Source organism: Blastococcus sp. SYSU DS0973, assembly GCF_054051055.1.
The window spans coordinates 1-25,017 of sequence record NZ_JBJHAN010000016.1 but is presented as its reverse complement, the minus strand read 5'-3'; the positions used below and the strand labels follow the sequence as shown (position 1 = coordinate 25,017).

General features: G+C 75.3%; 25 protein-coding genes and 1 pseudogene. 5 read left to right on the top strand and 21 right to left on the bottom strand.

Annotated features, from left to right (window positions below):
- Nucleotides 1-27: 27 nt before the first annotated feature.
- The 11 genes and pseudogenes from truB to rimP all read right to left on the bottom strand — a co-directional run bounded on the left by truB (nucleotide 28) and on the right by rimP (nucleotide 9,854).
- Entirely contained in the window at nucleotides 28-945 is a 918-nt protein-coding gene (gene truB / locus ACI791_RS17625) for a tRNA pseudouridine(55) synthase TruB (RefSeq protein ID WP_456587216.1), read from the bottom strand.
- Nucleotides 942-2,216: an MATE family efflux transporter gene (locus ACI791_RS17620; RefSeq protein WP_456587215.1), complete on the bottom strand. Its 1,275-nt coding sequence runs from the start codon at nucleotides 2,214-2,216 to the stop codon at nucleotides 942-944. The genes truB and ACI791_RS17620 overlap by 4 nt, the downstream gene beginning before the upstream one ends.
- A 119-nt stretch (nucleotides 2,217-2,335) precedes the next feature.
- Entirely contained in the window at nucleotides 2,336-3,379 is a 1,044-nt protein-coding gene (locus tag ACI791_RS17615) for a DHH family phosphoesterase (protein ID WP_456587214.1), read from the bottom strand.
- Nucleotides 3,376-3,618, bottom strand: coding sequence for a hypothetical protein (locus ACI791_RS17610; protein WP_347057542.1), 243 nt, complete (start codon nucleotides 3,616-3,618; stop codon nucleotides 3,376-3,378). The genes ACI791_RS17615 and ACI791_RS17610 overlap by 4 nt, the downstream gene beginning before the upstream one ends.
- The gene (gene rbfA / locus ACI791_RS17605) at nucleotides 3,615-4,145 is read right to left on the bottom strand and encodes a 30S ribosome-binding factor RbfA (protein WP_456587213.1); all 531 of its coding nucleotides are present in this window, start codon (nucleotides 4,143-4,145) and stop codon (nucleotides 3,615-3,617) included. Before rbfA ends, ACI791_RS17610 begins: the two co-directional genes overlap by 4 nt.
- Nucleotides 4,146-4,268: 123 nt before the next feature.
- On the bottom strand, nucleotides 4,269-4,571 hold the full coding sequence (locus tag ACI791_RS17600; protein WP_347057544.1) for a DUF503 domain-containing protein: 303 nt from the start codon (nucleotides 4,569-4,571) through the stop codon (nucleotides 4,269-4,271).
- 88 nt (nucleotides 4,572-4,659) lie between these two features.
- Entirely contained in the window at nucleotides 4,660-6,495 is a 1,836-nt protein-coding gene (infB, locus tag ACI791_RS17595; RefSeq protein ID WP_456587225.1) for a translation initiation factor IF-2, read from the bottom strand.
- Between the two features lie 960 nt (nucleotides 6,496-7,455).
- A pseudogene (locus ACI791_RS17590) lies at nucleotides 7,456-7,599 on the bottom strand (translation initiation factor IF-2 N-terminal domain-containing protein); the annotation flags it as partial.
- 61 nt (nucleotides 7,600-7,660) lie between these two features.
- Nucleotides 7,661-8,011 carry a YlxR family protein gene (locus ACI791_RS17585; protein WP_456587224.1) on the bottom strand — a complete coding sequence of 117 codons (351 nt, stop codon included), beginning with the start codon at nucleotides 8,009-8,011 and terminating at the stop codon, nucleotides 7,661-7,663.
- 41 nt (nucleotides 8,012-8,052) lie between these two features.
- Nucleotides 8,053-9,204 carry a transcription termination factor NusA gene (nusA, locus tag ACI791_RS17580; protein WP_456587212.1) on the bottom strand — a complete coding sequence of 384 codons (1,152 nt, stop codon included), beginning with the start codon at nucleotides 9,202-9,204 and terminating at the stop codon, nucleotides 8,053-8,055.
- The gene (gene rimP, locus ACI791_RS17575) at nucleotides 9,201-9,854 is read right to left on the bottom strand and encodes a ribosome maturation factor RimP (protein WP_456587211.1); all 654 of its coding nucleotides are present in this window, start codon (nucleotides 9,852-9,854) and stop codon (nucleotides 9,201-9,203) included. Before rimP ends, nusA begins: the two co-directional genes overlap by 4 nt.
- A gap of 287 nt (nucleotides 9,855-10,141) precedes the next feature.
- Between rimP and ACI791_RS17570 the strand changes: the two genes are divergently transcribed.
- The gene (locus tag ACI791_RS17570; RefSeq protein WP_456587210.1) at nucleotides 10,142-10,630 is read left to right on the top strand and encodes a hypothetical protein; all 489 of its coding nucleotides are present in this window, start codon (nucleotides 10,142-10,144) and stop codon (nucleotides 10,628-10,630) included.
- Between the two features lie 12 nt (nucleotides 10,631-10,642).
- Nucleotides 10,643-11,104, top strand: coding sequence for a ferritin-like domain-containing protein (locus ACI791_RS17565; protein ID WP_456587209.1), 462 nt, complete (start codon nucleotides 10,643-10,645; stop codon nucleotides 11,102-11,104).
- Nucleotides 11,105-11,129: 25 nt separating this feature from the next.
- Here the strand turns inward: ACI791_RS17565 and ACI791_RS17560 are convergent, their stop codons facing one another.
- From ACI791_RS17560 to dxr, 5 genes are all read right to left on the bottom strand, one after another.
- A complete protein-coding gene (locus ACI791_RS17560; protein WP_456587208.1) occupies nucleotides 11,130-13,025 on the bottom strand; it encodes a penicillin-binding transpeptidase domain-containing protein in 1,896 nt (631 codons plus the stop codon).
- A gap of 75 nt (nucleotides 13,026-13,100) precedes the next feature.
- The gene (locus ACI791_RS17555) at nucleotides 13,101-13,952 is read right to left on the bottom strand and encodes a GNAT family N-acetyltransferase (RefSeq protein ID WP_456587207.1); all 852 of its coding nucleotides are present in this window, start codon (nucleotides 13,950-13,952) and stop codon (nucleotides 13,101-13,103) included.
- Between the two features lie 3 nt (nucleotides 13,953-13,955).
- Nucleotides 13,956-15,116, bottom strand: coding sequence for a flavodoxin-dependent (E)-4-hydroxy-3-methylbut-2-enyl-diphosphate synthase (gene ispG, locus ACI791_RS17550; protein ID WP_456587206.1), 1,161 nt, complete (start codon nucleotides 15,114-15,116; stop codon nucleotides 13,956-13,958).
- A 128-nt stretch (nucleotides 15,117-15,244) separates the two neighbouring features.
- A complete protein-coding gene (locus tag ACI791_RS17545; RefSeq protein ID WP_456587223.1) occupies nucleotides 15,245-16,582 on the bottom strand; it encodes a M50 family metallopeptidase in 1,338 nt (445 codons plus the stop codon).
- 31 nt (nucleotides 16,583-16,613) lie between these two features.
- On the bottom strand, nucleotides 16,614-17,819 hold the full coding sequence (gene dxr, locus ACI791_RS17540; protein WP_456587222.1) for a 1-deoxy-D-xylulose-5-phosphate reductoisomerase: 1,206 nt from the start codon (nucleotides 17,817-17,819) through the stop codon (nucleotides 16,614-16,616).
- Nucleotides 17,820-17,887: 68 nt separating this feature from the next.
- Here dxr and ACI791_RS17535 point away from each other — a divergent pair, with 68 nt between their 5' ends.
- Nucleotides 17,888-18,190 carry a DUF2631 domain-containing protein gene (locus tag ACI791_RS17535; protein ID WP_347057554.1) on the top strand — a complete coding sequence of 101 codons (303 nt, stop codon included), beginning with the start codon at nucleotides 17,888-17,890 and terminating at the stop codon, nucleotides 18,188-18,190.
- A 73-nt stretch (nucleotides 18,191-18,263) separates the two neighbouring features.
- Here ACI791_RS17535 and ACI791_RS17530 read toward each other — a convergent pair whose 3' ends face one another.
- Nucleotides 18,264-18,983, bottom strand: coding sequence for a VIT1/CCC1 transporter family protein (locus ACI791_RS17530; RefSeq protein WP_456587205.1), 720 nt, complete (start codon nucleotides 18,981-18,983; stop codon nucleotides 18,264-18,266).
- On the bottom strand, nucleotides 18,980-20,158 hold the full coding sequence (gene rlmN / locus ACI791_RS17525) for a 23S rRNA (adenine(2503)-C(2))-methyltransferase RlmN (RefSeq protein ID WP_456587204.1): 1,179 nt from the start codon (nucleotides 20,156-20,158) through the stop codon (nucleotides 18,980-18,982). Before rlmN ends, ACI791_RS17530 begins: the two co-directional genes overlap by 4 nt.
- Before the next feature lie 93 nt (nucleotides 20,159-20,251).
- On the opposite strand from rlmN, the gene ACI791_RS17520 reads away from it, so the two are divergent.
- Nucleotides 20,252-21,022, top strand: a complete 771-nt coding sequence (locus tag ACI791_RS17520; RefSeq protein ID WP_456587203.1) for a polyphosphate kinase 2 family protein — start codon at nucleotides 20,252-20,254, stop codon at nucleotides 21,020-21,022.
- Nucleotides 21,023-21,122: 100 nt separating this feature from the next.
- On the opposite strand, the gene ACI791_RS17515 is transcribed toward ACI791_RS17520, so the two are convergent.
- Both ACI791_RS17515 and ACI791_RS17510 read right to left on the bottom strand, forming a co-directional pair.
- A complete protein-coding gene (locus ACI791_RS17515; RefSeq protein WP_456587202.1) occupies nucleotides 21,123-21,815 on the bottom strand; it encodes a TrmH family RNA methyltransferase in 693 nt (230 codons plus the stop codon).
- Nucleotides 21,812-22,795: a DUF2332 family protein gene (locus tag ACI791_RS17510; RefSeq protein WP_456587201.1), complete on the bottom strand. Its 984-nt coding sequence runs from the start codon at nucleotides 22,793-22,795 to the stop codon at nucleotides 21,812-21,814. The genes ACI791_RS17515 and ACI791_RS17510 overlap by 4 nt, the downstream gene beginning before the upstream one ends.
- A gap of 17 nt (nucleotides 22,796-22,812) precedes the next feature.
- Between ACI791_RS17510 and ACI791_RS17505 the strand changes: the two genes are divergently transcribed.
- A complete protein-coding gene (locus ACI791_RS17505) occupies nucleotides 22,813-23,916 on the top strand; it encodes a GNAT family N-acetyltransferase (protein ID WP_456587200.1) in 1,104 nt (367 codons plus the stop codon).
- 1 nt (nucleotide 23,917) lies between these two features.
- Here ACI791_RS17505 and ACI791_RS17500 read toward each other — a convergent pair whose 3' ends face one another.
- Complete coding sequence (locus ACI791_RS17500) at nucleotides 23,918-24,775, bottom strand: phosphatidate cytidylyltransferase (protein ID WP_456587199.1); 858 nt, start codon at nucleotides 24,773-24,775, stop codon at nucleotides 23,918-23,920.
- Between the last annotated feature and the right edge of the window lie 242 nt (nucleotides 24,776-25,017).

The window sequence follows — 25,017 nt, the reverse complement described above, 5'->3', positions numbered from 1 at the left end:
AACCGCCGGTGCGCTCGCCGGTCGGGTTCACCTGGGTGGGAAGCCGACCACCACGCGCGCGGTGCGACCGGCGTCGTCGACGAGCGCGGCGAGCCGGCCGTCGGGGCCGACGGCGGCGTGCAGCCCCGCGGCCCCGGTCGCCGCGATGCGCTGGCCGTAGCGCAGCGCCCGCGCCTCCTCGGCCGTGAGCTCCCGGGCGGGGAAGACGAGCAGGGCGGCCTCGGTCAGCCCCAGGAACCCCGCTCCGCCACCGGCGAGCAGCGAGGCCGCGCTGTCCTCCACGCTGCCCGCCTGCGCCACCGCGAACGGGCCGGAGGCGGTGCGGCGGAGGGCGGTGAGGTGCCCGCCCACGCCGAGGACGGCGCCGGCGTCGCGGGCGATGGCCCGGATGTAGGTGCCGGCGGTGCAGTCGACGGTGACCTCGACGTCGACCAGGTCCGGGGCCGGCCGGGTGATGCGGTGCACCTCCAGCCGGTGCACGGTCACCGAGCGGGGCGCGAGCTCCACCGTCTCCCCCGCCCGCACCCGGTCGTAGGAGCGACGGCCGTCCACCTTCACCGCGCTGACCGCCGAGGGCACCTGCTGCAGCGGGCCGGTCTGCCCGGCCAGCGCGGTGCGGACCGCGTCGTCGTCCAGGTGGGCGGCCGAGGTGGTGGTCAGGACCTCCCCCTCCCGGTCGTCGGTGACGGTGGCCTGACCGAGGCGGATCCTGGCCGCGTAGGTCTTGTCGTGCCCGCCGACGTGACCGAGCAGGCGGGTGGCCGCACCGACGCCGAGGACCAGCAGGCCGGTCGCCATCGGGTCGAGGGTGCCCGCGTGCCCCACCTTGCGCACCGACAGCGCCCGCCGCGCCCGGGCGACCACGTCGTGGGAGGTCATGCCGCCGGGCTTGTCGACCAGCAGGAGGCCGGGAGGCACGTCGGCATCGGGGCGGCGGGGGCTCACGCCCTCACACTCTCAGGCGTCCCCAGCCAGCGGTCACCCGCCATCCGGACGGAGACCGCGACCAGCCGCAGCCCGATGAACAGGGTGAGCCCCGTCCAGATCCCGGCCAGCCCGAGGTCCAGCGGGCCGGCCAGCAGGGACAGCGGCAGGAACCCCGCGACCGCGGCGGCGATGGTGGTCGTCCGCAGGTAGCCGACGTCGCCGGCGCCCATCAGCACGCCGTCCAGGGCGAACACCAGCCCGGCCAGCGGCTGGAAGCCGGCCAGGAACCACCAGACGACGGCGGCCTGCGCGAGCACCTCCGGGTCGTCGGTGAACAGCGGCGGCAGCACCTCGCGCAGCGCCAGCAGGACGACGGCCACGAGGCAGCCGGTGGCCAGCCCCCACCCCGCGACCCGCCGGGCGGTCGCGCGGGCCTCGTCGGGACGCCCGCCCCCGAGCGCGTGGCCGACGAGGGTCTGGGCGGCGATGGCGTACGCGTCGAGGACCAGCGCCAGGAAGAAGAAGAGCTGCAGGGCGATCTGGTGGGCGCCGAGCGCGGCGGTACCGGTCCGCGCGGCGACACCCGCGGCGACGAGGAAGGACAGCTGCAGGACCGACGCGCGGAGCAGCAGATCGCGGCCGATGACCAGCTGCCGCGCGATGGCGCGGGGCCGGGCCCGCCAGGCGGCGCCCTCGCGGAGCAGCGCCCGGACGAACAAGACCGCGGTCAGCGCCTGCCCGGTCACGTTCGCCACGGCGGAGCCGGCCAGCCCGAGCCCGGCCGGGTGCACCAGCAGCGGGCACAGGACGAGGCTGAGGAGGCTGCCGGCGACGACGTAGCGCACCGGCCGGCGGAGCTCCTGCACGCCGCGCAGCCAACCGTTCCCGGCGAGGGACACCAGCAGCAGCGGAGCGCCCAGCGAGGCGATCCGCAGCCAGCCCTCGCCCGCCTCGGCGACGGGCCCCGCGCCCCCGGCCAGGGCGCGGGTGAGCGGGCCGGCCAGCAGCTGGAACAGCAGGAGCACCAGCACCCCGAGGACGACGGCGAGCCACGTCGCCTGCACACCCTCCTCGACCGCGCCGGCGCGGTCGCCGGCACCGGCCCGGCGGGCGGCCCGCGCGGTGGTGCCGTAGGCCAGGAAGTTCAGCAGCGCCGCCGCCCAGGCCAGCAGCCCGCCACCGACGGCGAGACCACCGAGCGCCACGGTGCCCAGATTCCCGACGACGGCGGTGTCGACCAGCAGGTACATCGGCTCGGCCGCCAGCACGACCAGGGCCGGAAGGGCCAACCCGACGATCGACGGCCCGCGGAGCGGGGGCCGGGGGCCTTCCGATCCGGTTGCCGGATCCGGCTCAGCAGCGATCGGGGACGACTCCTGGCCGCGGTACGGTCGGGAGGACCGCGGGGTCATGGTCGGCCGGAGGCGGACATCTCACGGAGCGCGGCGCGCAGGGTGGAGATGGTGGTCTCACGGTCGGCGACGGAGGTGTAGCCGGCGGCCGCGCGGTGCCCACCCCCGCCGAGGGCCATGGCCACCCGGGCCACGTCGGTGGCCCCGCGCGACCGCAGGGAGACCGACCACGACCCGTCGTCCTGGCCCTTCAGCACGCAGGCCACGTCGGCCTCCTGCGCCGAGCGGACGACGTCGACGAGCGCCTCCAGCTGCTCCCCGGGCAGGCCGTGCTCGGCCGCCTCGGCGGTGCTGGACCACGTCCAGACGAGCCCGGCGCCGAGCTGGGTCTCCAGGACGGCGCGGCCGGTGACGACCGACAGGAGCCCGAGCCAGCCGAAGGGCGCGGTGTCGAACAGGCGGCGGCTGATGGCCGCGTGGTCGATCCCGGTCCTCAGCAGGCGAGCCGCCAGCTCGTGCGTCTCGGGCCGGGTGCTGCCGAAGCGGAAGGACCCGGTGTCGGCGGCGAGGCCCGCGTAGAGGCAGGTGGCCAGCTGGGCGTCCAGAGCCACGCCGACGCCGTCGAGCAGCTCGGCCACCAGCGTCACCGTCGCCGGCGCCGTGGGGTCGACCAGCCGGACCCGGCCGAAGCCGGGGTTGCTGGCGTGGTGGTCGACGACGACGGACGTGCCGGCCCGGTCCAGCAGGGGAGCGAGCTCACCGAGCCGCCCAGGGGAGGCCGCGTCGAGGCTGACGAAGACGTCCGGCGACGACGGCACCGAGCCCGAGGGCACCAGGCCCTCCGCCCCCGGGATCCAGCCGAGCGAGGCCGGCAGGGTGAACGGTCCGGGGAAGGTGGCCAGCACGCGGGCGCCACGGCGTCGCATCCCCTCGGCGAGCGCCAGGGTGCTGCCGAGCGCGTCGGCGTCGGGCTGGACGTGGCCGGAGAGGACCACGGTGGCCCGCGCCTGCGCGGCCTCGGCCAGTACCGCGGCGGCCGTGCGGGCGGCGCCCGCCAGGTCGCCGGCCGTGCTGCTGCCCGACGGGATCGCGGGCGTCACGCGCCGGGGTCGGGGTCGGCCATGCGGCCGCCCTGCTGCTCGGTGATGTCCCCGCCGCCCACCGGGTAGCCGGGACCGCCGTCGTCGGGCTCGTCCTCGGCGATGCTCGGCACCTCACCGATCTCACCGTGCTTGCCACCGTCGGTGGGGTCACCGGCGTCGGGCACGGGTACCCCACCGAGGACGGACCTGCCCTGGCCCTCGTCGGGCTCGTACGGATCCGGGTCGTTCTCGGTCACAGCGCGCTCCTCGTCTCGACGGCGGCGTCCTCGCCCTCGTCATCTGCAGTTCCGGAGCCGGCCGGATCGCCGGTGGCGTCGTCGTCGAGGTCGTGCTCCTCGTCGTCCTCCGCGGGCTTCCGGTAGGGGTCGGGCTCGCCGGCGTAGCTGGCGCCCTCCCGGGCACGGGCGAGTTCGGCGTCGGCGTGCCGGGCGCGCTCGAGGGCCTCCTCGAGCTCCCGGGCCGTGTCGGGGACGATGTCGGCCACGAAGGTCAGCGACGGGACGAACTTGATGCCCGTCTGCCGGCCGACCGTGGACCGCAGCACCCCGGTGGCGCTGGTGAGCGCCTTGGCCGAGTCGGCGATCTGCGTCTCGTCGCCGTAGACGGTGTAGAACACCGTGGCCTCGCGGAGGTCACTGGTGACCCGGGTGTCGGTGACGGTCACCATGCCCAGGCGGGGGTCCTTGATCTGGGACTCGATCGCGGCGGACACGATCTGTCGGATGCGCACGGCCAGCTTGCGTGCGCGGGCCGGGTCGGCCATCGGACCTCCAGGGATCAGGGCGTCGACGACGCCAGGTGGACAACGGCCCCGCCCCGGGTCCCGCACCGAGCTCGCGAGGGTGGGGAGGACGGGGCCCTCTTACGAGCCGTGAGGGCGACGGGGTCATTGGTCGGTGTCGCTGAACAGCTGCCGGTGCGTCGACAGCAGCGTCACCTCCGGCCGCTCGGCCAGCAACCGCTCGCAGGCGTCCAGGACGTCGGTGACCTGGTGGGCCTCCCCCGCCACGGTGGCGACGGCGACCTGCGCACGGCGGTGCAGGTCCTGGTCGCCCACCTCCGCGGCGGCCACGGCAAAGCGGCGCCGCAGCTCGGCCACGATCGGCCGGACCACGGCGCGCTTCCCCTTGAGCGAGTGGACGTCGCCCAGCAGGAGGTCGGCGGTGAGCGTGCCAGTGAACACGCTCACCGCCTCCCCTACTGCAACGTGCTGGAACGGCCCCGCTGCAGGGACCCGGGCCGAGCCTGCGAGGCACGGGGGGCAGCGGGGTCCTTGCTCAGTCGCGCGGCTTCTCGCGCATCTCGAAGGTCTCGATCACGTCGTCGACCTTGATGTCGTTGAACGACCCCAGGCCGATACCGCACTCGTACCCCTCGCGGACCTCGGTCGCGTCGTCCTTGAACCGGCGGAGGGACTCCACCGACAGGTTGTCGGCGACCACGGCACCGTCGCGGATCAGACGGGCCTTCGAGTTGCGGACGATCGTGCCGCTGCGGACCAGCGAACCGGCGACGTTGCCGATCTTCGGCACCCGGAAGACCTCTCGGACCTCCGCCGTACCGAGCTGGACCTCCTCGTAGACCGGCTTGAGCATCCCCTTGAGCGCGGCCTCGATCTCGTCGATCGCCTGGTAGATGACCGTGTAGTACCGGACGTCCACCCCTTCGCGGTTGGCGAGCTCGGTGGCCTGGCCCTCGGCCCGGACGTTGAACCCCAGGACGATGACGTCGTCGGCCAGCGCGAGGTCGATGTCGCTCTTGGTGATCCCACCGACGCCGCGGTGGATGACCCGCAGCGAGATCTCGTCGTCGACCTCGATCTTCATCAGCGCCTCTTCGAGCGCCTCGACGGTGCCCGAGTTGTCGCCCTTGATGATCAGGTTGAGCTGACGGTTCTCCTTGAGCGCCGCGTCGAGGTCCTCCAGGCTGATCCGCTTGCGCATGGAGGCGTTCTGCGCGTTGCGGATGCGGGCCTGACGGCGGTCGGCGATCTGCCGGGCGACGCGGTCCTCGTCGACGACGAGGAAGGTGTCACCGGCGCGGGGCACCGAGGTGAGACCCACGACCTGCACGGGGCGGGCCGGCAGGGCCTCCTTGAGCTTGTTGCCGTGCTCGTCGAGCAGCGACCGGACGCGACCGTAGGCGTCGCCGGCCACGATCGAGTCGCCCTGGCGCAGGGTGCCGCGCTGGACGAGCACCGTGGCGACGGGGCCGCGGCCCTTGTCCAGCTTGCCCTCGATGACCACACCCTGCGGGTCCTGCTCGGTGTTCGCGCGCAGGTCCAGCGAGGCGTCGGCGGTCAGCAGGATCGCCGCGAGCAGGTCGTCGAGACCCTGCCGGGTGATCGCCGAGACGTCGACGAACATGGTCTCGCCGCCGTACTCCTCGGCGACCAGGCCGTACTCGGTGAGCTGCTGGCGGATCTTGGCGGGGTTGGCCCCCTCCTTGTCCACCTTGTTGACCGCGACCACGATCGGCACCTCGGCGGCCTGGGCGTGGTTGAGCGCCTCCACCGTCTGCGGCATGACGCCGTCGTCGGCCGCGACCACCAGGACGACGATGTCGGTGACCTTCGCCCCACGGGCACGCATCGCGGTGAACGACTCGTGACCCGGGGTGTCGATGAAGGTGACCGGCCGCTCGTTGCCGTCGAGCTCGGTGACGATCTGGTAGGCGCCGATGTGCTGGGTGATGCCGCCGGCCTCGCGGGCCACCACGTTGGCGTCGCGCAGGGCGTCGAGCAGCTTGGTCTTCCCGTGGTCGACGTGACCCATGACGGTCACCACCGGCGGACGGGCGGACCAGTCCTCCTCGTCACCCTCCTCGTCACCGAAGGTGAGGTCGAAGGTCTCGAGCAGCTCGCGGTCCTCGTCCTCGGGGCTGACGACCTGGATGTTCCAGCCGATCTCGGCACCGAGCAACTGCAACGTCTCTTCGTTGACCGACTGCGTCGCGGTGACCATCTCGCCCAGGTGGAACAGGGCGGTGACGAGCGCGGCCGGCTGGGCGTTGATGCGCTCGGCCAGGTCGGTCAGGGAGGCGCCGCGGGGCAGCCGGACGGTCTGCCCGTTGCCGCGCGGCAGGCTGACGCCGCCCATGCTGGGCGCCGCCATGGAGTCGAACTCCTGGCGCCGCTGCTTCTTGCTCTTGCGGCCGCGGACCGGACCCCGGCCCCCGGGACGCCCGAAGGCACCGGCCGTACCGGCACCCGAGCCGCCACGACCGCGGCCACGGCCACCGCCGCCGCCACGGAAGCCACCGCCGGCGGGCGCGCCGGCACCGGGGGCACCGCCGCCACCGGGACGGAAGCCACCGCCACCGCCACCGCCGGGACCACCCGGACGGCCGCGGCCACCGGGCGCGCCGGGACGACCACCACCGGCCGGCCGCGGCGGCATCATGCCGGGCGACGGGCGCTGCGGCATCATGCCGGGGTTCGGGCGCGGACCGCCGGGACCGGCCGCGGGACGCGGGCCGCCGGCACCAGGGCCGGGACGCGGGCCACCGGGCCCCGGACGGGGACCGCCGGCACCGGGCGCCGGACGCGGACCGCCGGCACCGGGCGCCGGACGCGGGCCACCGGCCGCGGGGCCGGGACGCGGGCCACCGGCCGCGGGGGCCGGACGCGGGCCACCGGCCGCGGGGGCCGGACGGGGAGCGCTGCTGAAGGGGTTGTTACCCGGTCGCGGGGCGGGCCGGGGGCCGGGACGCGGACCACCGGGTGCGGAACCGCCGGCCGGGCCCGGGCGGGGAGCTCCCGGACGCGGAGCCGACGGCTGCTGCGGCGGAGCCGCCGGAGCCGGGGCCTGCGCCGCCGGGGCCTGGGGCGCCGGAGCCTGGGGCGCCGGGGCCTGGGCCGGCGGCTGCGGAGCGGGCGCCGCGGGACGCGGACCCGGGCGCGGGCCGGGGGCGGCCGGGCGTGCCGGTGCGGACGCGGCCGGCGCCTGCGCAGCAGGAGTCTGCGGAGCAGGCGGCGCGGCGGGAGCCGCAGGCGCGCCCGGCCTGGCAGCCGGTGCACTCGGGCGCGGGGCTGCCCCGCCGTTGCCGCCACCGGTGGCGGCGCCGAGCGCCTCGCGGAGCCGCCGGGCCACGGGGGCCTCGACGGTCGAGGACGCGGACTTCACGAACTCGCCCTGCTCCTTGAGCTTGGCGAGCACTGTCTTGCTGTCGACACCGAACTCCTTGGCGAGTTCGTGTACGCGGGCTTTGCCTGGCACGGGTCTCCTCTTGGTGAGGCCGGCGGCTTGCCCGCTCGACCTCGTCGTTAGTGGCGCATGGTCATCGTGAGAACTTCACGGCTGAGTCATCCGACGGTGTCCTGTCGACGTGCGGACCGGCCTGGTGCCGGCCCGACTGGGTACTTCTCTCGCCCTCTCCCGACCCGGTCCCGGTGGCCTCCGAGGAGACACCCAGGACGTGGGCCCGGAGCGGACCGACCTCCACGGGGGCGCTGGTGCGCAGCGCCCGCGGGAAGGCCCGGCGTCGCTCCGCCGCGCGCAAGCACTCCGCCGTCGGGTGCAGCGATGCACCTCGACCGGGGAGACGCCGCCGCGGATCGGGAACGAGGTCCCCGGCCACGACGACGACGCGCAGCAGGTCGTCGACCGGCGCCCGCTTCCGGCACCCCACACAGGTGCGGACCGGATTCGGCGTTTCGGCCACCTGCAACTCTAGCGCGTGGCCGGTCCGCGTTGTTCCGCACGGCGCGGGGCCGAGCGGGAACCGCCTGCGGGGGGCTGCGACCGGGCCCCGGGTGCTCCGCCGCGTCCCCCGCCCGGGTGAGGCGGCAGGCCCGAGCGCAGCGGCGGGCGGCCCACTCCCGGCGAGGGGGTCGCATCGGCGTCGTCCGCCTGGGCGTCGCTGCGGATGTCGATCCGACAACCGGTCAGCCGGGCGGCGAGGCGGGCGTTCTGGCCCTCCTTGCCGATGGCGAGCGACAGCTGGTAGTCGGGGACGACGACCCGCACGGCCTTCGCCTGCGGGTCGACGAGCCGGGCGCTGCTCACCCGGGCCGGGCTCAGCGCGGAGGCGACGAACGACGCCGGGTCCTCCGACCAGTCGACGATGTCGATCTTCTCGCCGTGCAGCTCGCTCATCACGTTCCGGACCCGCTGCCCCATCGGGCCGATGCAGGATCCCTTGGCGTTGAGCCCCGGCACCGACGTGCGGACGGCGATCTTCGATCGGTGCCCCGCCTCGCGGGCGACGGCGACGATCTCGACGCTGCCGTCGGCGATCTCCGGCACCTCGAGCGCGAAGAGCTTGCGGACCAGGTTCGGGTGGGTGCGCGACACCGTCACCTGCGGGCCGCGGAAGGTGCGGGACACCGCCACCACGTACGCCTTGATCCGGCTGCCGTGGGTGTAGGTCTCCCCCGGCACCTGCTCGGCGGACGGCAGCACGGCCTCGACCTTGCCGATGTCGATCATCACGATGCCGCTGGCGTTGCGCCGCTGGTCGGCCTGCACGATGCCGCTGACGATGTCGCCTTCCTTGCCGGCGTACTCGCCGAAGGTCTGCTCGTGCTCGGCGTCGCGCAGCCGCTGCACGATGACTTGCTTGGCCGTGCTGGCCGCGATGCGGCCGAAGTCCGAGGGGGTGTCGTCCCACTCGCGGACGACCTCGCCGTCGGGCCCGAGCTCCTGGGCGAGGACGGCGACCTCGCCGCTCTTGCGGTCCACGTGCACCCGCACGTGCTTGGCCGCGCCCTCGGCGTGCCGGTAGGCGGTCACCAGGGCCGTCTCCAGGGCCTCGATCACCGTGTCGACCGGGATGCCCTTCTCCCGCTCCACCGCCTTGAGCGCGGTGACGTCGATGTTCACTCGTCTCCTCCGTCGTCGTCCGCGAGCTCGGCCCCGTCCAGGCCCTCGAGCTCAACGGCGTCGTCCTCCGCGATGTCGTCCGCGCTGTCGTCCGCGGTGTCGTCGTGCGCGCCGTCGTCGACGGCGTCGGGTCGGGCGAACTCCACCTGCACGCGCCCGGCGCCGAGCTCCGCCCACGGCACCTGCCGCGGCTGCGGCGGGCGCTTCTTCGCCCCGGGCTTCCCCTTCGCCTCGACGGCCAGCGTCACGCCGTCGCCGTCGACCGCGGTGATCCGGCCGGTCAGCTGCTCGGCCGCCCCGGCCGGCCCCACCGCGACGGCCACGAGCCGCCCGGTGTTCCGGCGCCAGTGGCGGTGCTCGGTCAGCGGCCGGTCGATCCCCGGGCTGGTGACCTCGAGCACGTAGGGCGTGCGCCCCATCCCGTCGTCGTTGGTGTCGAGGACCTCGGAGACGGCGCGGCTGACCTCGGCGATGTCGTCCAGCGTGACGCCCTCGTCGCGGTCGACGACCACGCGGACGACGCTCCGCCGGCCGGCGGGGGTGACCACGAGATCCTCGAGGTCGTACCCGGCCGCGGTGACGACGGGCCGGATCCAGCCGGTCAGCCGCTCGGTGGCGGGGTCGCTCCGGGTTCCGCGAGAGGCGGACACGCTTGCCTCCTCAGGCTCGGTCGGCCGCACGTTGCCGTGCGCACACCCCTGCGCCCGGCGCGGTGGACCTGCGTCGCTGGCCGGGCCGGTGTCCGGGGGAAGTGCCCAGGCTACCGCCCGCCGGGCAGCTCCGGCCCGGCGCGGGGCCACCGGTGCACCGGCCGCGGCCGCGCGGCCGCTGGGACGGACGGGACCGGGCAGGGGTGCGGTGACCGCCCGGGGTTCCCGGCACGCCCGGCCGGCCGCACGACCGGCTGCCGACGTCCCCGGCTGAGAGGATGGCTGCGATGCCTCCCACCCCTTCCCCCGTGTCGCGAGCGCTCAGCCGCCGGACGCTGCTGGGGGTCTGCGCAGCGGGTCTCGCCGTCGCGGCCGCCGGGTGCACCTGGTCGCCCGCGGTGGACGAGCGGGACACCGTGACCAGCGCGCAGGCCGAGGAGCTCACCGCCCAGGTCGCGGTGCAGGAGACCCTCGTCCGGGCCTACGATCTGGCGTTCGCCGCCGACCCGGCGCTGGCCGCGGCCGTCGCGGACATGGCGGCCCAGGCCGACGAGCAGCTCGAGCGGCTCCGCGGCGCCGCCCCCGGCAGCAACCCGTCGGCCACCGCGCCGCCCGGCCTCCCGCCGGCGGGCCAGGAGCAGGCCTGGCTGCGGGCGCAGGTCGCCGTCGCCGCGGCCTCCCACGCCGCCGCCGCGCTGGGGCAGTCCGGTGGGCGCGCGGCCCTCCTGGGCTCCATCGCCGCGGGCCTGCGCGGCCACGACGCACGACTGGCATGACGGAGAGCGGCCATGGCTGACGACGAGACGACCGACACCGCGGGCGAGATCGCGGCCCTCGACACCGCGCTGGCCGCCGAGCACGCGGCGGTGTGGGGGTACGGCGTGGTCGGAGCCGCACTGCCGGCCGGCCAGCGGGCGGCCGCGGTCGCCGCCGAGAACGCCCACCGCGACGTCCGTGACCAGCTGATCGCGCTGCTGGGCCAGCGCGGTGCGGAGCCGGCGCAGCCCGAGGCGGGCTACGCGCTGCCGTTCCCGGTCCTGTCGGCGGTCGACGCCGCGGCCCTGGCCGCCGTCCTCGAGGACGGCGTCGCAGCGGCGTGGGTGCGGGTGCTCCACCGGGCCGTGGAGCGCCCCACCCGTGCGCTGGCCATGGACGTGCTCGGCGCCGCGGAGGTGCGGGCGGTCGGCTGGCGCGCAGCGGCTGGGCTGCCCCAGGTCACCCGGGCGTTCCCCGGTCTCCCGCGGAGCTGAGCGAGGACCTCGTCCAGGGCCCCGCTCAGCCGCCGAGCGACCCCAGGAAGGCGTCGGTCACCGCGACCGCGGCGCTGCTGGACTGCCCGCCCTCGACCAGCACGGCGAAGGCGACGTCGCCCACCGGCCCGCCGAGCTGGTAGCCCATGAACCAGCCGTGCGAGTCCGGCGGCCTGTTCGTGCCGTACTCCGCGGTCCCCGTCTTCCCGTAGACCTCACCGCGGTCGGCGAGCGCCTGGGCGGTGCCCGACAGCACGACCTGGCGCATCATCGGCCGCAGCGCGTCCAGCACCCCGGCCGCCGGCCCCGCCGGCATGGATCCCGCCGCCTCGGCACCCACCACCTCCACCGGGGCCACCGGCGTCCCGCCGGCGATGCCCGCGGCGACGAGCGCCAGCTGGGCCGGGCTCATGAGCACCTGCCCCTGCCCGATGGCGTTGGCCGCCTTCGTCGTCCCGGTGCTGTCGCGCGGGACGCTGCCGCCGAAGACGTCCACCGGCAGGTCCCAGTCGGTGCCGACGCCGTAGGCCGCCGCCGCCTCGGCCAGCGCCGCGTCCGGCAGGTCCATCCCCTGCTGGATGAAGGTGGTGTTGCACGACTGCGCGAAGGCCTCGGTGAACGGAACGGTGCCGAGGTCGAACTGGTCCTGGTTCTCGAACTCGCGGCCCTCGACGGTCGTCGTCCCCGGGCAGGGCACCGGGGTCGACGGGGTGAGGGCGCCGGCGGACAGCAGCGCGGTCGCCGTCACCGTCTTCATGCTCGAGCCGGGCGGGTACTGGCCGCGCAGGGCGTTGCCCGGGTCCGCGACCTCGTTCGAGGCCACCGCGAGGATCTCGCCGGTGCCGGGGCGGACGGCCACCAGGTGGGCGGGCCGGGACTCCCCCGCCACGGCGGCGTCCGCGGCCCCCTGGATCGCCGGCACCACCGGGGTCTGCACCGGCTGCCCGGCGACCGGGGCCACCGACGCGATCTCCCGGCCGGCGTCGCCGGTCGCCTCGTCGGTGCTGGCCACCGAGGCGGTGTACCCGGCGGTGCCGGCGAGCTGCTCCTGGTAGGCGCGCTGCAGGCCGGACAGGCCCAGCTGGTCACCGGCGGCGTACCGCGGCTCGCCGTCCTCGGCGGACTCCGCGATGATCTCTGCGGTCGCCGTCCCGACCCGCCCCAGCAGCGCCTCCGCGAAGCGGGCGCTGGGCGCCAGCAGCCGGGTGTCGGTGGGAAAGACCGCGCCGGGCAGGTCGAACACCTGCGCGCGGATCTCCTCGAAGTCGGGCCGGCGCAACGTGATCACCGGGACGAACTGGCCGGCCGGGGCGGCCTGCACGTCGGCGGCGATCTCCTGCGGATCGATCCCGGTGGCCGCGCCGAGAGCTGACGCCAGCGCCGTCAGGTCGGTGACCCGGGCGGGGTCGACGCCGACGTTCACCACCTCGGTCGGGGTGAACAGCGGGGCGCCCGAGGCGTCGGTGATCGGAGCGCGATCGGGCAGGGTGCGCTCGAGCTCGAGGTGCTGCCCCTCCCCCAGCTCCGGGTGGACCATCGCCGGCTCGGCGAGGACCTCCCAGGTGTCGTCGCCCTCCTGCAGCCGCAGGGTGCCGCCGTAGCTCCACTCGGGCGCCGCCTCCAGGTCCCAGGTCGCGGTCCAGCCGACCGTGGCGGCGCCGTCGTCGACGGTGACCTCCCCGACCTCGGCGGTCAGCTCGGCGCCGGGCAGGTCACCGGCCGTCTGCTCGAGCAGGGCGGTGGCGGCCGCGGGGTCGGTGGTCGCACCGGCCGCCGCGGCGGTGTCGCCGGCGACCCAGTCGTCGAGGAACGCCTCGGCGGCCGCACGCACGTCGTCCTCGCTGCTGTCCGAGCAGCCGGCCAGCACCGGGGCGGCCAGCAGGAACGCGACCAGCAGGGGTGGGGTGGGGCAGGTTCGCACCGGACCAGCCTGTCATGCGACGGCCCCTCTGCAGACTTCCGCGTCCAGCCTGCGAGGCGGGCAGAGGGGCCCTCGTCAGAACAGCACGCTGGCGTACTCGCCGACCTCGGAGAAACCCACGCGCCGGTACGCGGCCCGGGCGCGGGTGTTGTAGTCGTTGACGTACAGGCTCACCACCGGGGCGATGACCGCGCGGGCGTACTCGACGACAGCGGCGGTGCAGGCGGTGCCGATGCCCTGCCCGCGCAGCGGAGGTGCGACCCAGACACCCTGGACCTGGCACGCGGCACGGCACACCGCACCGATCTCGGCCTTGAACAGGACCCTGCCGTCCTCGATCCACGCCAGCGACTGACCGGCCCGCACGAGCTCGTCCACCCGGGCCCGGTAGCCGGCGCCCCCGTCGGTCCGGAGGGGGCTGACCCCGACCTCCTCGGTGAACATCGCGACGGCGGCCGGCAGCAGGACGTCCAACTGGTCCGGGCGCACCGGCCGCACCCGCGGTTCGGGGGCGACGGCGGGCGGACCGTCCATCGCCATCAACGGCTGCCGGGGCCGGTGGTCGCGGGCGGGCCCCCACACCGGGGCGAGGAGCTCCCACATCGGCCCCACGGCGGCTGACGGGCCCACGATCGTGGAGCAGCGGCGACCGGCCCGGCGGGCCCGCTCGGCGAAGGCGACCGCGGCGGCGCGCTCGGTCCCCGGCCGGGCGAACGGGATGAGGTTGGCGCCGGCCAGGCACACCGCGTCGAGCTCCCGGCCGGTGCCGATGCCCCAGAGCGGGGCACCCAGGGCGAGCGGCGCCGTCCCCGCGACCTCGACCCGCCCGGCGATGACGCAGGCGGCGACGGGATCGGTTGCCAGCAGCCGCTGCACGGCCGGCTCGTCGGCCCCGTCGAGGACGCGGGCGGCAGGCGTACGGAGCACGGGTCAGCTGACGGTGACGACCGGCGGCCCGGAGGGCTCGCCGGCGTCGACGTGCTCACCGGCGATGCGCATGGCCTCCTCGATGAGGGTCTCGACGATCTGCGACTCGGGGACGGTCTTGACGACCTCGCCCTTGACGAAGATCTGGCCTTTGCCGTTGCCGGAGGCGACCCCGAGGTCGGCCTCGCGCGCCTCGCCGGGGCCGTTGACCACACAGCCCATGACGGCGACCCGCAGCGGCACCTCCATGCCCTCCAGGCCGGCGGTGACCTCGTTCGCCAGCGTGTAGACGTCGACCTGGGCGCGACCGCAGGACGGGCAGCTGACGATCTCCAGCCCGCGCTGCTTGAGGTTCAGCGACTCCAGGATCTGGTTGCCGACCTTGACCTCCTCGGCCGGCGGCGCGGAGAGCGAGACGCGGATCGTGTCGCCGATCCCCTGGCTCAGCAGCGCACCGAAGGCGACGGCGGACTTGATCGTGCCCTGGAATGCCGGCCCCGCCTCGGTGACGCCCAGGTGCAGCGGGTAGTCGCACTGCGCGGCCAGCAACTCGTAGGCGCGGACCATGACCACCGGGTCGTTGTGCTTGACCGAGATCTTGATGTCGCGGAAGTCGTGCTCCTCGAACAGCGAGCACTCCCACAGGGCCGACTCGACCAGCGCCTCGGGCGTGGCCTTGCCGTACTTGGCGAGCAGCCGCTTGTCGAGCGACCCCGCGTTGACGCCGATCCGGATCGGGGTGCCGGCGTCCTTGGCCGCCTTGGCGATCTCGCCGACCTTGTCGTCGAACTTCTTGATGTTGCCCGGGTTCACCCGGACCGCGGCGCAGCCGGCGTCGATCGCGGCGAAGACGTAGCGCGGCTGGAAGTGGATGTCGGCGATGACCGGGATCTGCGACTTCTTCGCGATGATCGGCAACGCCTCGGCGTCGTCGGTGTCAGGCACGGCGACGCGCACGATCTGGCAGCCCGACGCCGTCAGCTCGGCGATCTGCTGGAGCGTGGCGTTGATGTCGGCGGTCTTGGTGGTGCACATCGACTGCACGCTGACCGGGAAGTCGCTGCCGACGCCGACACCGCCCACGTCCAGCTGTCGGGTCTTGCGCCGGGGCGCGAGGACGGGCGGGGGCGCAGCGGGCATGCCGAGGCCGACGGGGATCGCCATGCCGCCCAGTATCCCCCGCTGCCGCGTCCGCGCCGGTGAACCGGTTGTGACGTGCACGTCCGGGGACGCCGGCCCGGTCCAGGAGCTCACCCCGAGGTTGCGCGCCGGAAGGAGGACGCAGTCCCTGCTCAGCCCAGGCGGACGGGGTTGACGACGTCGGCGATGAGCAGCAGCAGCGACAGCCCCAGGAACAGCCCCGCGACGGCGTAGGCGACGGGCATGAGCCGGGCGATGTCGAAGGGGCCGGGGTCGGGCCGCCCGCGCAGTCGCGCCACCGTGGACCGCGCCTTCTCGTACAGGGCCCCGGCGACGTGCCCACCGTCCAGCGGGTAGATCGGCAGCAGGTTGAACAGGAAGAGAACCAGGTTCATGCCGGCCAGCAGCTGGATGAAGTAGCCGATCTTCTGGCCGGCCGAGAAGTCCTCGAAGGCGAAGACCTCGCCCGAGATCCGGCTGACGCCCACCACACCGATGGGGCCGAGCGGATCCCGCTCCTCGCCGAGGAAGGCGGCGCGGAAGAGCTGGGGCACCCGCTCGGGAATCTCCAGCAGCCGGTCCACCGACCGGACCAGGATGTCGCCGAAGTGCCCCGGGACCTCGGTCAGCGACTGGCGCACCTCGCGCGTGGCCGGGCTGATGCCGACGAAACCGACGGTCTGCGTCGCCTCGCCGTCCGCGTCGGTGTAGACGGTGTTCTCGATCGGGGTGACCGTCAGGTCCCGTCGCTCCCCGTCGCGCTCGACGGTGAAGACGACGGGCTCGCCGGCGCTGGCCTGGATCGTCTCCTGCACCTGCTCCCAGCCCACGTCGGTCTCCCGGGGAACCGGCTCGCCGTCGAGGGCGACCACCGTGTCGCCCGGCTGAAGGCCGGCCCGGACCGCGGGGCTGCGCGGCGGCAGGGCGCAGCCGGCGGCACCGGCCTCGCACCGCTCGCCCTCGGGCGTGATCGGGATCGAGCACGGCTCCTCGGCCCGGGCGGTCGCCGCGCCGGCGGGAAGCACGCACTCGGGGACCTCGGCGATACGGGTGGTGATCTCGGGAATGCCGAAGCCGGTCAGCACGACGGTGAAGAAGACGACCGCCAGGACCAGGTTGTGGAAGGGCCCGGCGAACATCACGATGACGCGCTGCCACCAGGGCTTCTTGTAGAAGACCCGGTCCCGGTCGCTGGGCAGCACGTCGTTGAGCGCCTGCCCGCGCACCTCGGCGATGAAGCTGCGCATGCGGGTGGCGCGCTTGCTCTCGCCCTCCTCGGCCGGCGGGATCATGCCGACGATGCGGATGTAGCCGCCGAGCGGGATGGCCTTGACGCCGTACTCGGTCTCGCCGCGACGGCGGGAGAACACGGTGGGGCCGAAGCCGACCATGAACTGCGGCACGCGCATGCCGAACTTGCGCGCCCACCAGAAGTGGCCCGCCTCGTGGAAGGCGATGGAGAACATCAGGCCGAGGGCGAAGAGGACGATCCCCAGGACCGTCAGCAGGATCCCGCTCAGCTCAGCCTCCGGCGATGACGCCCCGGGCGTGCTCCCGGGCCCACTTCTCCGCCGCCAGCACGTCCTCGACGCAGGTGGGGGCGCCGAGGTCCGGCGCGTCGTCGAGCGTACGCGCGACGAGCTGGACGATTCCTGGGAACGAGAGGCGACCCGCCGTGAAGGCGGCCACCGCCTCCTCGTTGGCGGCGTTGTACATGGCCGGCACCATCCCACCGGCTTCCCCGGCCGCGCGTGCCAGCCGCACGGCAGGGAACGCGTCGGAGTCCAGCGGCAGGAACTCCCAGGTGCTCGCCGTCGACCAGTCCAGGGCCGGCTGCACGTACGGGAGCCGGTCGGGCCACGCCAGGCCGAGGGCGATCGGCAGACGCATGTCCGGCGGGCTGGCCTGCGCGATCGTCGCGCCGTCGGCGAAGGTGACCATGGAGTGCACGATCGACTGCGGATGCACCACGACGTCGATGTCGGCGTAGGGAACGCCGAACAGCAGGTGCGCCTCGATCAGCTCCAGCCCCTTGTTGACCAGGGTGGCGGAGTTGATGGTCACAACCGGGCCCATCGCCCAGGTCGGGTGGGCCAGCGCCTGGTCGACCGTGACCTCCGCCAGCTCCGCCGCCGTCCGGCCCCGGAACGGCCCCCCGCTCGCGGTGAGCACGAGCCGGGCGACCTCGTCGCGGGCTCCGCCGCGCAGGCACTGGGCCAGCGCGGAGTGCTCGGAGTCCACGGGCACCAGCTGGCCCGGCCGGGCCGCGGCGAGCACGAGCTCCCCGCCGGCGACCAGCGACTCCTTGTTCGCCAGCGCCACCGTGCGGCCGGCCCGCAGCGCCGAAAGGGTCGGGCCCAGGCCGATCGAGCCGGTGATCCCGTTGAGGACGACGTCGGCGGGCCGGGCGGCCAGCTCCTCGGCCGCGCGCGGGCCGGCCAGGATCTCCGGCAGCGAGTACTCCCCCTTCGCCCAGCCGCGCTGGGAGGCCGCGGCGTAGAAGGCCAGCTGCAGGTCCTGGGCAGCGGTGGCCCGGGCGACGGCGACGGTGCGCACGCCGAGCGCCAGCGCCTGCTCGGCGAGCAGGGCGACGTTCCCGCCGCCGGCGGCCAGGCCGGTGATGCGCAGCCGGCCGGGGTTCTGCGCCGCGACCGCGAGCGCCTGCCGGCCGATGGAACCGGTCGAGCCGAGGACGGTGACCTGACGCGGGGTGCTCACCCCCGGCATCCTCCCCGACCCGCCGGGCCGGACCACCTCGGGCGGTGTCATCGGCCGGCTGCTGCCAGAATGGCGGCGTGACCGAGGCATTCCACTCCCCGTCGACCCAGCGGGTCAACCAGCCCGGACGAGAAGAGGGCGTCGTCCGCGCCGGTGAGCACCCTGTCGAGCACGAGCAGCCCGAGGACTGGGGCTGGCACGGGGAAACCGGCTCGTGGGGCCAGATCGGCGGCTGGATCGCCGTGGCGATCCTGCTGCTCTTCATGGTCGGCACCCACGAGGGCCGGGTCGAGGACCTCTGGGTCCTGGGCATCGCCGGAACCATGGCGCTGATCCTCATCTGGGACCTCCGCCGGAAGAAGACCGCCTGGCGCCGCTGAGCACCGCATGCACCGAGGCCCCGCATCCCCCGTTCCCGGGGATGCGGGGCCTCGTCCTTCAGGGGATCGCGGCTCAGCTGACCGAGACGCCGATCGCCGCGCCGATCAGGTAGGTGATCCCGGCCGCGGCCGCGCCGAGGAGCAGCTGCCGCAGGCCCGAGTACCACCAGGGGCGCGGGGTGAAGCGGGAGGACAGCGCGCCGGCCACCAGCAGCCCGAGTCCACCGCAGAGCAGCGCGACCCACAGCAGGGGAACGCCGAAGAAGTAGGGCAGCAGCGGGAGCACCGCGCCGGTGGCGAAGGTCAGGAACGACGACACCGCCGCCACCCGCGGCGACGGCCGGTCGTCGGTGCTCACGCCCAGCTCGGCGAGCACGTGCAGCCGCAGCGCCGTCTCCGGGTCGGCCGAGAGCTGGACGGCGACCTGCCGGGCGAGCCGGGCGTCGACGCCGCGGTCCTGCAGCATCGCGGTGAGCTCGGCCAGCTCGCCCACCGGGTTGCGCTCGAGCTCGCGGCGCTCCTTCTCGATCTCGAGGTCCAGCTGCTCGTTCTGGGTCCTCACCGAGGTGTACTCACCCAGCGCCATCGACACCGCACCGGCGACCAGGCTGGCCACCCCGGCCAGCACGATGGCGCGCGGCGCGGCGCCACCGCCGCCCACGCCGGCGACCAGCGCGGTGTTGGTGACCAGGCCGTCCATGGCGCCGAAGACGGCGGCCCGCAGCCAGCCGCCGCTGACGTCGGCGTGGCTGTGCTCGTGGGCCTCGGCCCCCGGCGGGGCCGCAGGGCTCACTCCCCGTCCGCCTCGGAACCCAGGGAGACGGGCGCCTCGACGCTGGGGGTGGGCAGCGCCACCGCCGGCACGCCGTCGACCTGATCGGCGGCGGCGAGCTGGCCGCAGGCGCCGTCGATGTCCTGACCGCGGGTGTCGCGCACCGTCGTCGCCACGCCGGCGGCCCGCAGGCGGGCGACGAACTCGCGCTGCGCGGGCAGCGGGCTGGCGTCCCAGGGGCTCCCCGGGGTCGGGTTCAGCGGGATGAGGTTCACGTGCGCGAGCTTTCCGGCCAGCAGCTTGCCGAGCAGGTCGGCCCGGAACGGCTGGTCGTTGACGTCGCGGATGAGGGCGTACTCCACCGAGTACCGCCGCCCGGTCCGCTGGGCGTAGGCGTCCGCGGCGTCGATGACCTCGCCCACCTTCCAGCGGGTGTTGATCGGCACCAGGGTGTCGCGCAGCTCGTCGTCGGGGGCGTGCAGGCTGACGGCGAGGGTGACGTTCCGCCCCTCCTCGGTCAGCCGGCGGATGGCCGGCACCAGGCCGACGGTGGAGACCGTCACCGACCGCTGCGACAGCCCCAGCCCGTAGGGGGAGGTGCCGAGGAGGGCCTCGAGGGTCTTGCGGACCCGGGCGTAGTTGGCCAACGGCTCCCCCATGCCCATGAAGACGACGTTGGACAGCCGGCCCGGTCCCCCGGCGACCTCGCCGTTCGCCATCGCCGCGGCCGCGGCCACCGCCTGGCCGATGATCTCGGCGGCGGACAGGTTGCGGGTCAGCCCGGCCTGGCCGGTGGCGCAGAAGGGGCACGCCATGCCGCACCCGGCCTGGCTCGAGATGCAGACGGTGGCCCGGTCGGGGTAGCGCATGAGCACGCTCTCCACGAGCGCGCCGTCGTGGAGGCGCCACAGCGTCTTGCGGGTGCGCCCGTCGTCGGCCGTCTGGTGCCGCACGGGGGTGAGCAGCGCGGGCAGCAGCGCCTCGCGGAGCGGTTCGCGGGCGGCGGCCGGGATGTCGGTCATGAGCGCGGGATCGGTGACCCCGCGGTAGTAGTGCCGGGCCAGCTGGTCGGCGCGGAAGGCCGGCTGGCCCAGCTCGGCGACCGCCGCGCGGGCCTCCTCGCGGGTGAGGTCGGCGAGGTGGCGGGGCGGCTTGCCGCGGCGGGGGGCGTCGAAGACCAGGGGCAGGGCAGTCATGGCGTCCTCCATGGTCCCACCTCTGCGCGCCCGGTCGCGGTCCGGAGACCGAACTCACGCGGGCGGGGCCGATCCCTGGCAGTGTCTGGGGGCATGAGCCGGCTGGACGACGTCGACCTGAGCCTCCGCCTGGACAAGAAGGAGGCCAAGGAGCAGCTGGCCGCCGCGCAGGAGCGGCTGGTCCACCTGCGGCTGCTGCTGGGCGGGCAGATCGGCCCGGGCGAGCTCGGCCCGCCGCTGCTGGTCCTTTTCGAGGGCTGGGACGCGTCGGGCAAGGGTGGCGCGATCCAGCGGCTGGTCGGCGAGCTGGACCCCCGCCACGTCCGGGTCGCCCAGTTCGCCGCCCCCACCAGCGACGAGAAGCGGCACCACTTCCTGTGGCGCTTCTGGCCGGTGCTCCCCGGCTGGGGCGGCATGGCCGTGCTCGACCGGTCCTGGTACGGCCGGGTACTGGTCGAGCGGGTGGAGGGCTTCGCCCCCGAGGAGGCCTGGCGGCGCGCGTACCAGGAGATCGTCGACCTGGAGACCTCGCTGGCCGCCGAGGGAACGGTACTGGTGAAGTTCTGGATGCACGTCTCCCCCGAGGAGCAGCTGCACCGCTTCGAGTCCCGTCGGGCGAACCCGTACAAGGCGTGGAAGCTCACCGACGAGGACTGGCGCAACCGGGAGAAGCGCGGGGAGTACGAGGCGGCGGTCGAGGAGATGCTCGAGCGCACCTCCACCCCGGTCGCCCCCTGGCACGTGATCCCCGCCGAGGACAAGCGGTGGGCGCGGGTGGCCGTCGTCCGCACGGTGTGCGAGGCGGTCGAGGCGGCGCTGCACGCGCGGGGCATCGACCCCGACCCGCCGCTGGCCGGCGACTGACGGGGGCGGACCGGCCCGACCGCTCACGCCCCGGCCGTCGTCGACGTGCTCGCCCGCTACCCGGCCGGACCACCCGGTGGCGGCCGCGTCGGAGAGCTGCTCAGAGGGCTGGACCAGGGCCTCCCCGGCCGGCCCTGACCTCCCCGTCGGAGGGCACCGGGGCCGCGTGCTGCCGGATCCAGGCGTGCATGGCGATGCCGGCGGCGACGCCGGCGTTGATCGAGCGGGTCGAGCCGAACTGGGCGATCGACACGGTTGTCTCCGCTCCGGCGCGGGCCTCCGGCGTCAGCCCGGGCCCCTCCTGGCCGAAGAGGAGCACGCAGCGCTCCGGCAGGGCGGCCGTCTCGAGGGGCACCGCGCCGGGCCCGTTGTCGACGGCGACGACCGCGAGGCCCTCCCCGGCCGCGTGCGCGAGCAGGCCGCCGACGTCGGCGTGGTGGCGCAGGTGCTGGTAGCGGTCGGTGACCATCGCCCCCCGCCGGTTCCATCGCCGCCGGCCGACGACGTGCACCTCGGCGGCGAGGAAGGCGTTGGCGGTGCGCACCACCGTGCCGATGTTCAGGTCGTGCCCGAAGTTCTCGATGGCGACGTGGAACGGGTGCCGACGCCGGTCCAGGTCGGCGACGATCGCCTCGACGGTCCAGTAGCGGTACCGGTCGACGACGTTGCGCCGGTCGCCCTCGGCCAGCAGCTGCCGGTCGAGGCGCGGGTCGTCCGGCCACGGCCCCTCCCAGGGCCCGACGCCGACGGTCGTCCCCCAGTCGGTCGGGCCCGCCGGGACGTCGTCGCTCACGCCCGGAATGGTTCCAGCCCGTCGCCGAGCCACTCCAGCCGGCCGCCGTGCGGCGCCGAGCGGGCCAGGGGACGGCGGTCGAGCGAGACGACGAACTCGCCGCCCCAGCCGTCGTCCGGCACCACGCCGGTGCCGGGGACCATGCCGGCCGGCTCCTGCGCCAGCCACCGCACGGGCAGGTCGCCGACGTCCGCGGCGAACCGCGTCCGCACGGCCGCCGGCACGTAGGGCAGGACGGCGGTGTGCAGCACGACGACGGTGCTGTCGCGCACGGCGAGCGTGAGGGCGTCGGGCAGCCGCTCGAGCAGGTCGCCGGCGAGCATCCGGGCCGGCTCCCGCGCCGCGATCTCCGCGGCCGCCGCCAGCCGGTGCAGCCGCGCGCCGGCGTCCGGGCCCGGCCAGACCAACGCGCGGAGCCAGGCACGGTCCCCCGGGTCGGCGGGGTCCAGCGGGTTCAGGTCGATCCCGATGCGGGCGACCACCGTCGGCAGCTCCCGGGGCACCGGCACCCCGCCGGAGGTCGCCGCCCGGATCACCGGCGCGCCCGCGCCCACCCGGATCCCGTCGTAGTCGTAGCCGTACCGGTCGGGGTAGAGGCACAACCCCGCCGAGGCGCCCACCTCGATCAGGGTGAGCGGCCCCTCCAGCTGCGCGAGGACCGGCAGCAGGGCTCCACAGCGGGCCGGCTCGTTGGTCTGGGTGGCGCGGGCGAGCATGGTGGCCCGCAGCCGCTCGCCGTCCGCCGCCACCCGCCGGTCGAGCTCGTCCCCGTCGGCCGGCGCACCCCCGAGGTGCTGCAGGGCGGCGAACAGCAGGTTGGGCTGGCGCTTGGGCGCGGGGAGGGAGGCGAGGAACCCCAGCACCGTCGGCGACTCCGCAGCGTGGCCGGCCAGCTCCGCGTAGAGCGGGGACGACGGCCGCGCCTCATCGACGAAGGCGCGGTAGGTGCGGGCGATCGGGTCGGTGCTCTCCTCCACCATCCGGGGAGGATCGCAGAGTGCGCGCCGATGTCCTCCTCCACCTGATCGAGCCGGCCGCGTGGCGGGCCGCACTGCGGGACGGGGGCATCCGACCGGATGCGGACGGCTTGGTGCACCTGTCGACGCCGGAGCAGGTTCACCTGCCCGCGGGCCGGCTCTTCCCCGGCCGCCGCGACCTCGCGCTGCTCGTCGTCGACCCGGCCCGGCTCCCCGACCCGGTGCGGTTCGAGCCCGGGCACCCCGACGACCCGGAGGGCGCGCTGTTCCCGCACCTGTACGGCCCGCTACCGGCGAGCGCGGTCGTCGCCGTCGTGCCCTACCGCCCGCCGGCGCCGCTCCGGCTGCCGGCCCCCGGCGACGCGCTCGCCCGGGCGCTGGCGTTGTGCACCTCCGTCCCCGTCCGCCGGGCGGTCGGCGTGGACGACGTGCCCGGCGGCGTGGCGGTGCTCGACCCCGGCATCCTGCGCTCCCGGGACAACAACCGGCTGGTGCTCACCGAGCCGGTGGACGCCGCGGCCGTCGAGGCGACGGCCGCGGAGGTGGGCGGCATCGCCGGGTGGCCGCACCTGGCGGCGCTGCTGGCGTGGCCCGGCGCGGCGACGGTCGCCGCCACGCTGGCCGGCAGCGGCTGGGCCGTCGAGGAGCTGGTGCTCATGGCCCGCAGCACCGACGTGCCGGTGCCGGGTTCCGGTGCGCGCGCCGAGGTGGTCGACCAGCGCGAGGTGCACGACCTGTGGGAGCGCTCCTGGCGGGGCGGGCTCGCCTCGCCCGGCGACCGGCTGGAGACGGCGGTGGCCCAGCTGATCGGCCGCGAGGAGCTCAACGACCGCGTGGTCGCCGTCACCGACGTCGTCGTGCGGGAGGAGGGCCGCGTCGTGGCCGCCGGCCAGCTGCGGGTCGACGGCGCCACCGCCGCGGTGGAGTCGGTGCTGACCGATCCGGCCGCCCGCGGGCGCGGGTACGCCGATGCGGTGCTGGCCAGGATCCTGGAGCTGGCCACCGACGCCGGCTGCGACCTGGTGGTGCTCGAGGCCGCGGGAGGCGACTGGCCCCGGCACTGGTACGCCCGGCGCGGGTTCGAGGAGATCGGCAGCACCTGGACGGTGGACCGCCCCGCGTGACCTATGCCGGCGCGAGCGCCGTCAGCAGCAGGTAGGCCGCGGCCGCCGACGGCAGCAGCGAGTCGAGCCGGTCCATGATCCCGCCGTGACCCGGCAGCAGGTCGCCCATGTCCTTGATGCCGAGGTCGCGCTTGATCAGCGACTCGGCGAGGTCGCCCACCGTCGCGGACACGGCGAGCGCCGCACCGAAGACCAGTCCGGCCCACCACGGGGCGTCGAGGCCGAGGAGGAGGATCGGGGTGGCGACGAGCATGCACGTGAGGATCGAGCCGGCCATGCCCTCCCACGACTTCTTCGGGCTGATCGAGGGCGCCATCGAGTGCTTGCCGAACAGCACCCCCGCGGCGTAGCCGCCGACGTCGCTGGCCACGACGGTGGCGATGAACGCCAGCACCCGCGTCGCACCGTCGTCGGGCACGAGCAGCAGAACCGCGAAGCCGGCCAGCAGCGGGACGTAGAGCGCGACCAGGACCCCGGCGGCGGCGTCCCTGCGGTAGCCGACCGGTCCGCCGGCCAGCCGCCAGAGCAGCACGGCGACCGCGCTGAGGAGGAATCCGGTGAGCAGCCCCGTGGGGCCGCGGGTCCAGGCGAGGGCCTCCATCGCGAAGGCACCGACCACCAGGGGCACCAGCGGGGCGGAGAACCCGCCCTTCCGGAGCGCCCGCGTCAGCTCCACGACGGCCACGAGGATGGCTGCGACGAGCACGCCGAGGAACGCGGGGCGCCAGACGAACAGCGACGCCAGGACGATGCCGACCAGCCCGAGGCCGACGCCGATCGCCGCCTGCAGGTTCCGCCCCGCGCGGCTCACCGGCTGTTCCGTGGTGGGCAGCTGCGCGAGCTCCTCGGGCAGCGGCATGGCCGTCGCCGTGGGGACGTCGTCGGCCGAGTGCGGAGGCGCCGGGTCCTGGGGAACCGGGACCGGAGGGCGCGGGGGCAGCGGCGGGAGCGGTCGCGACGCCGCACGCGGCACCGGACCGGTGTCGTCGCTCCGCCGGTCCGCACCCGGCGCCCGGGGGGCGCACCCCCCGGGCGGGTGGGCCCCCCCGGGGCGGGGGTGGGGGGGGGGGGGGGGGGGTGGGGGGTTTGGGGGGTGGGCCG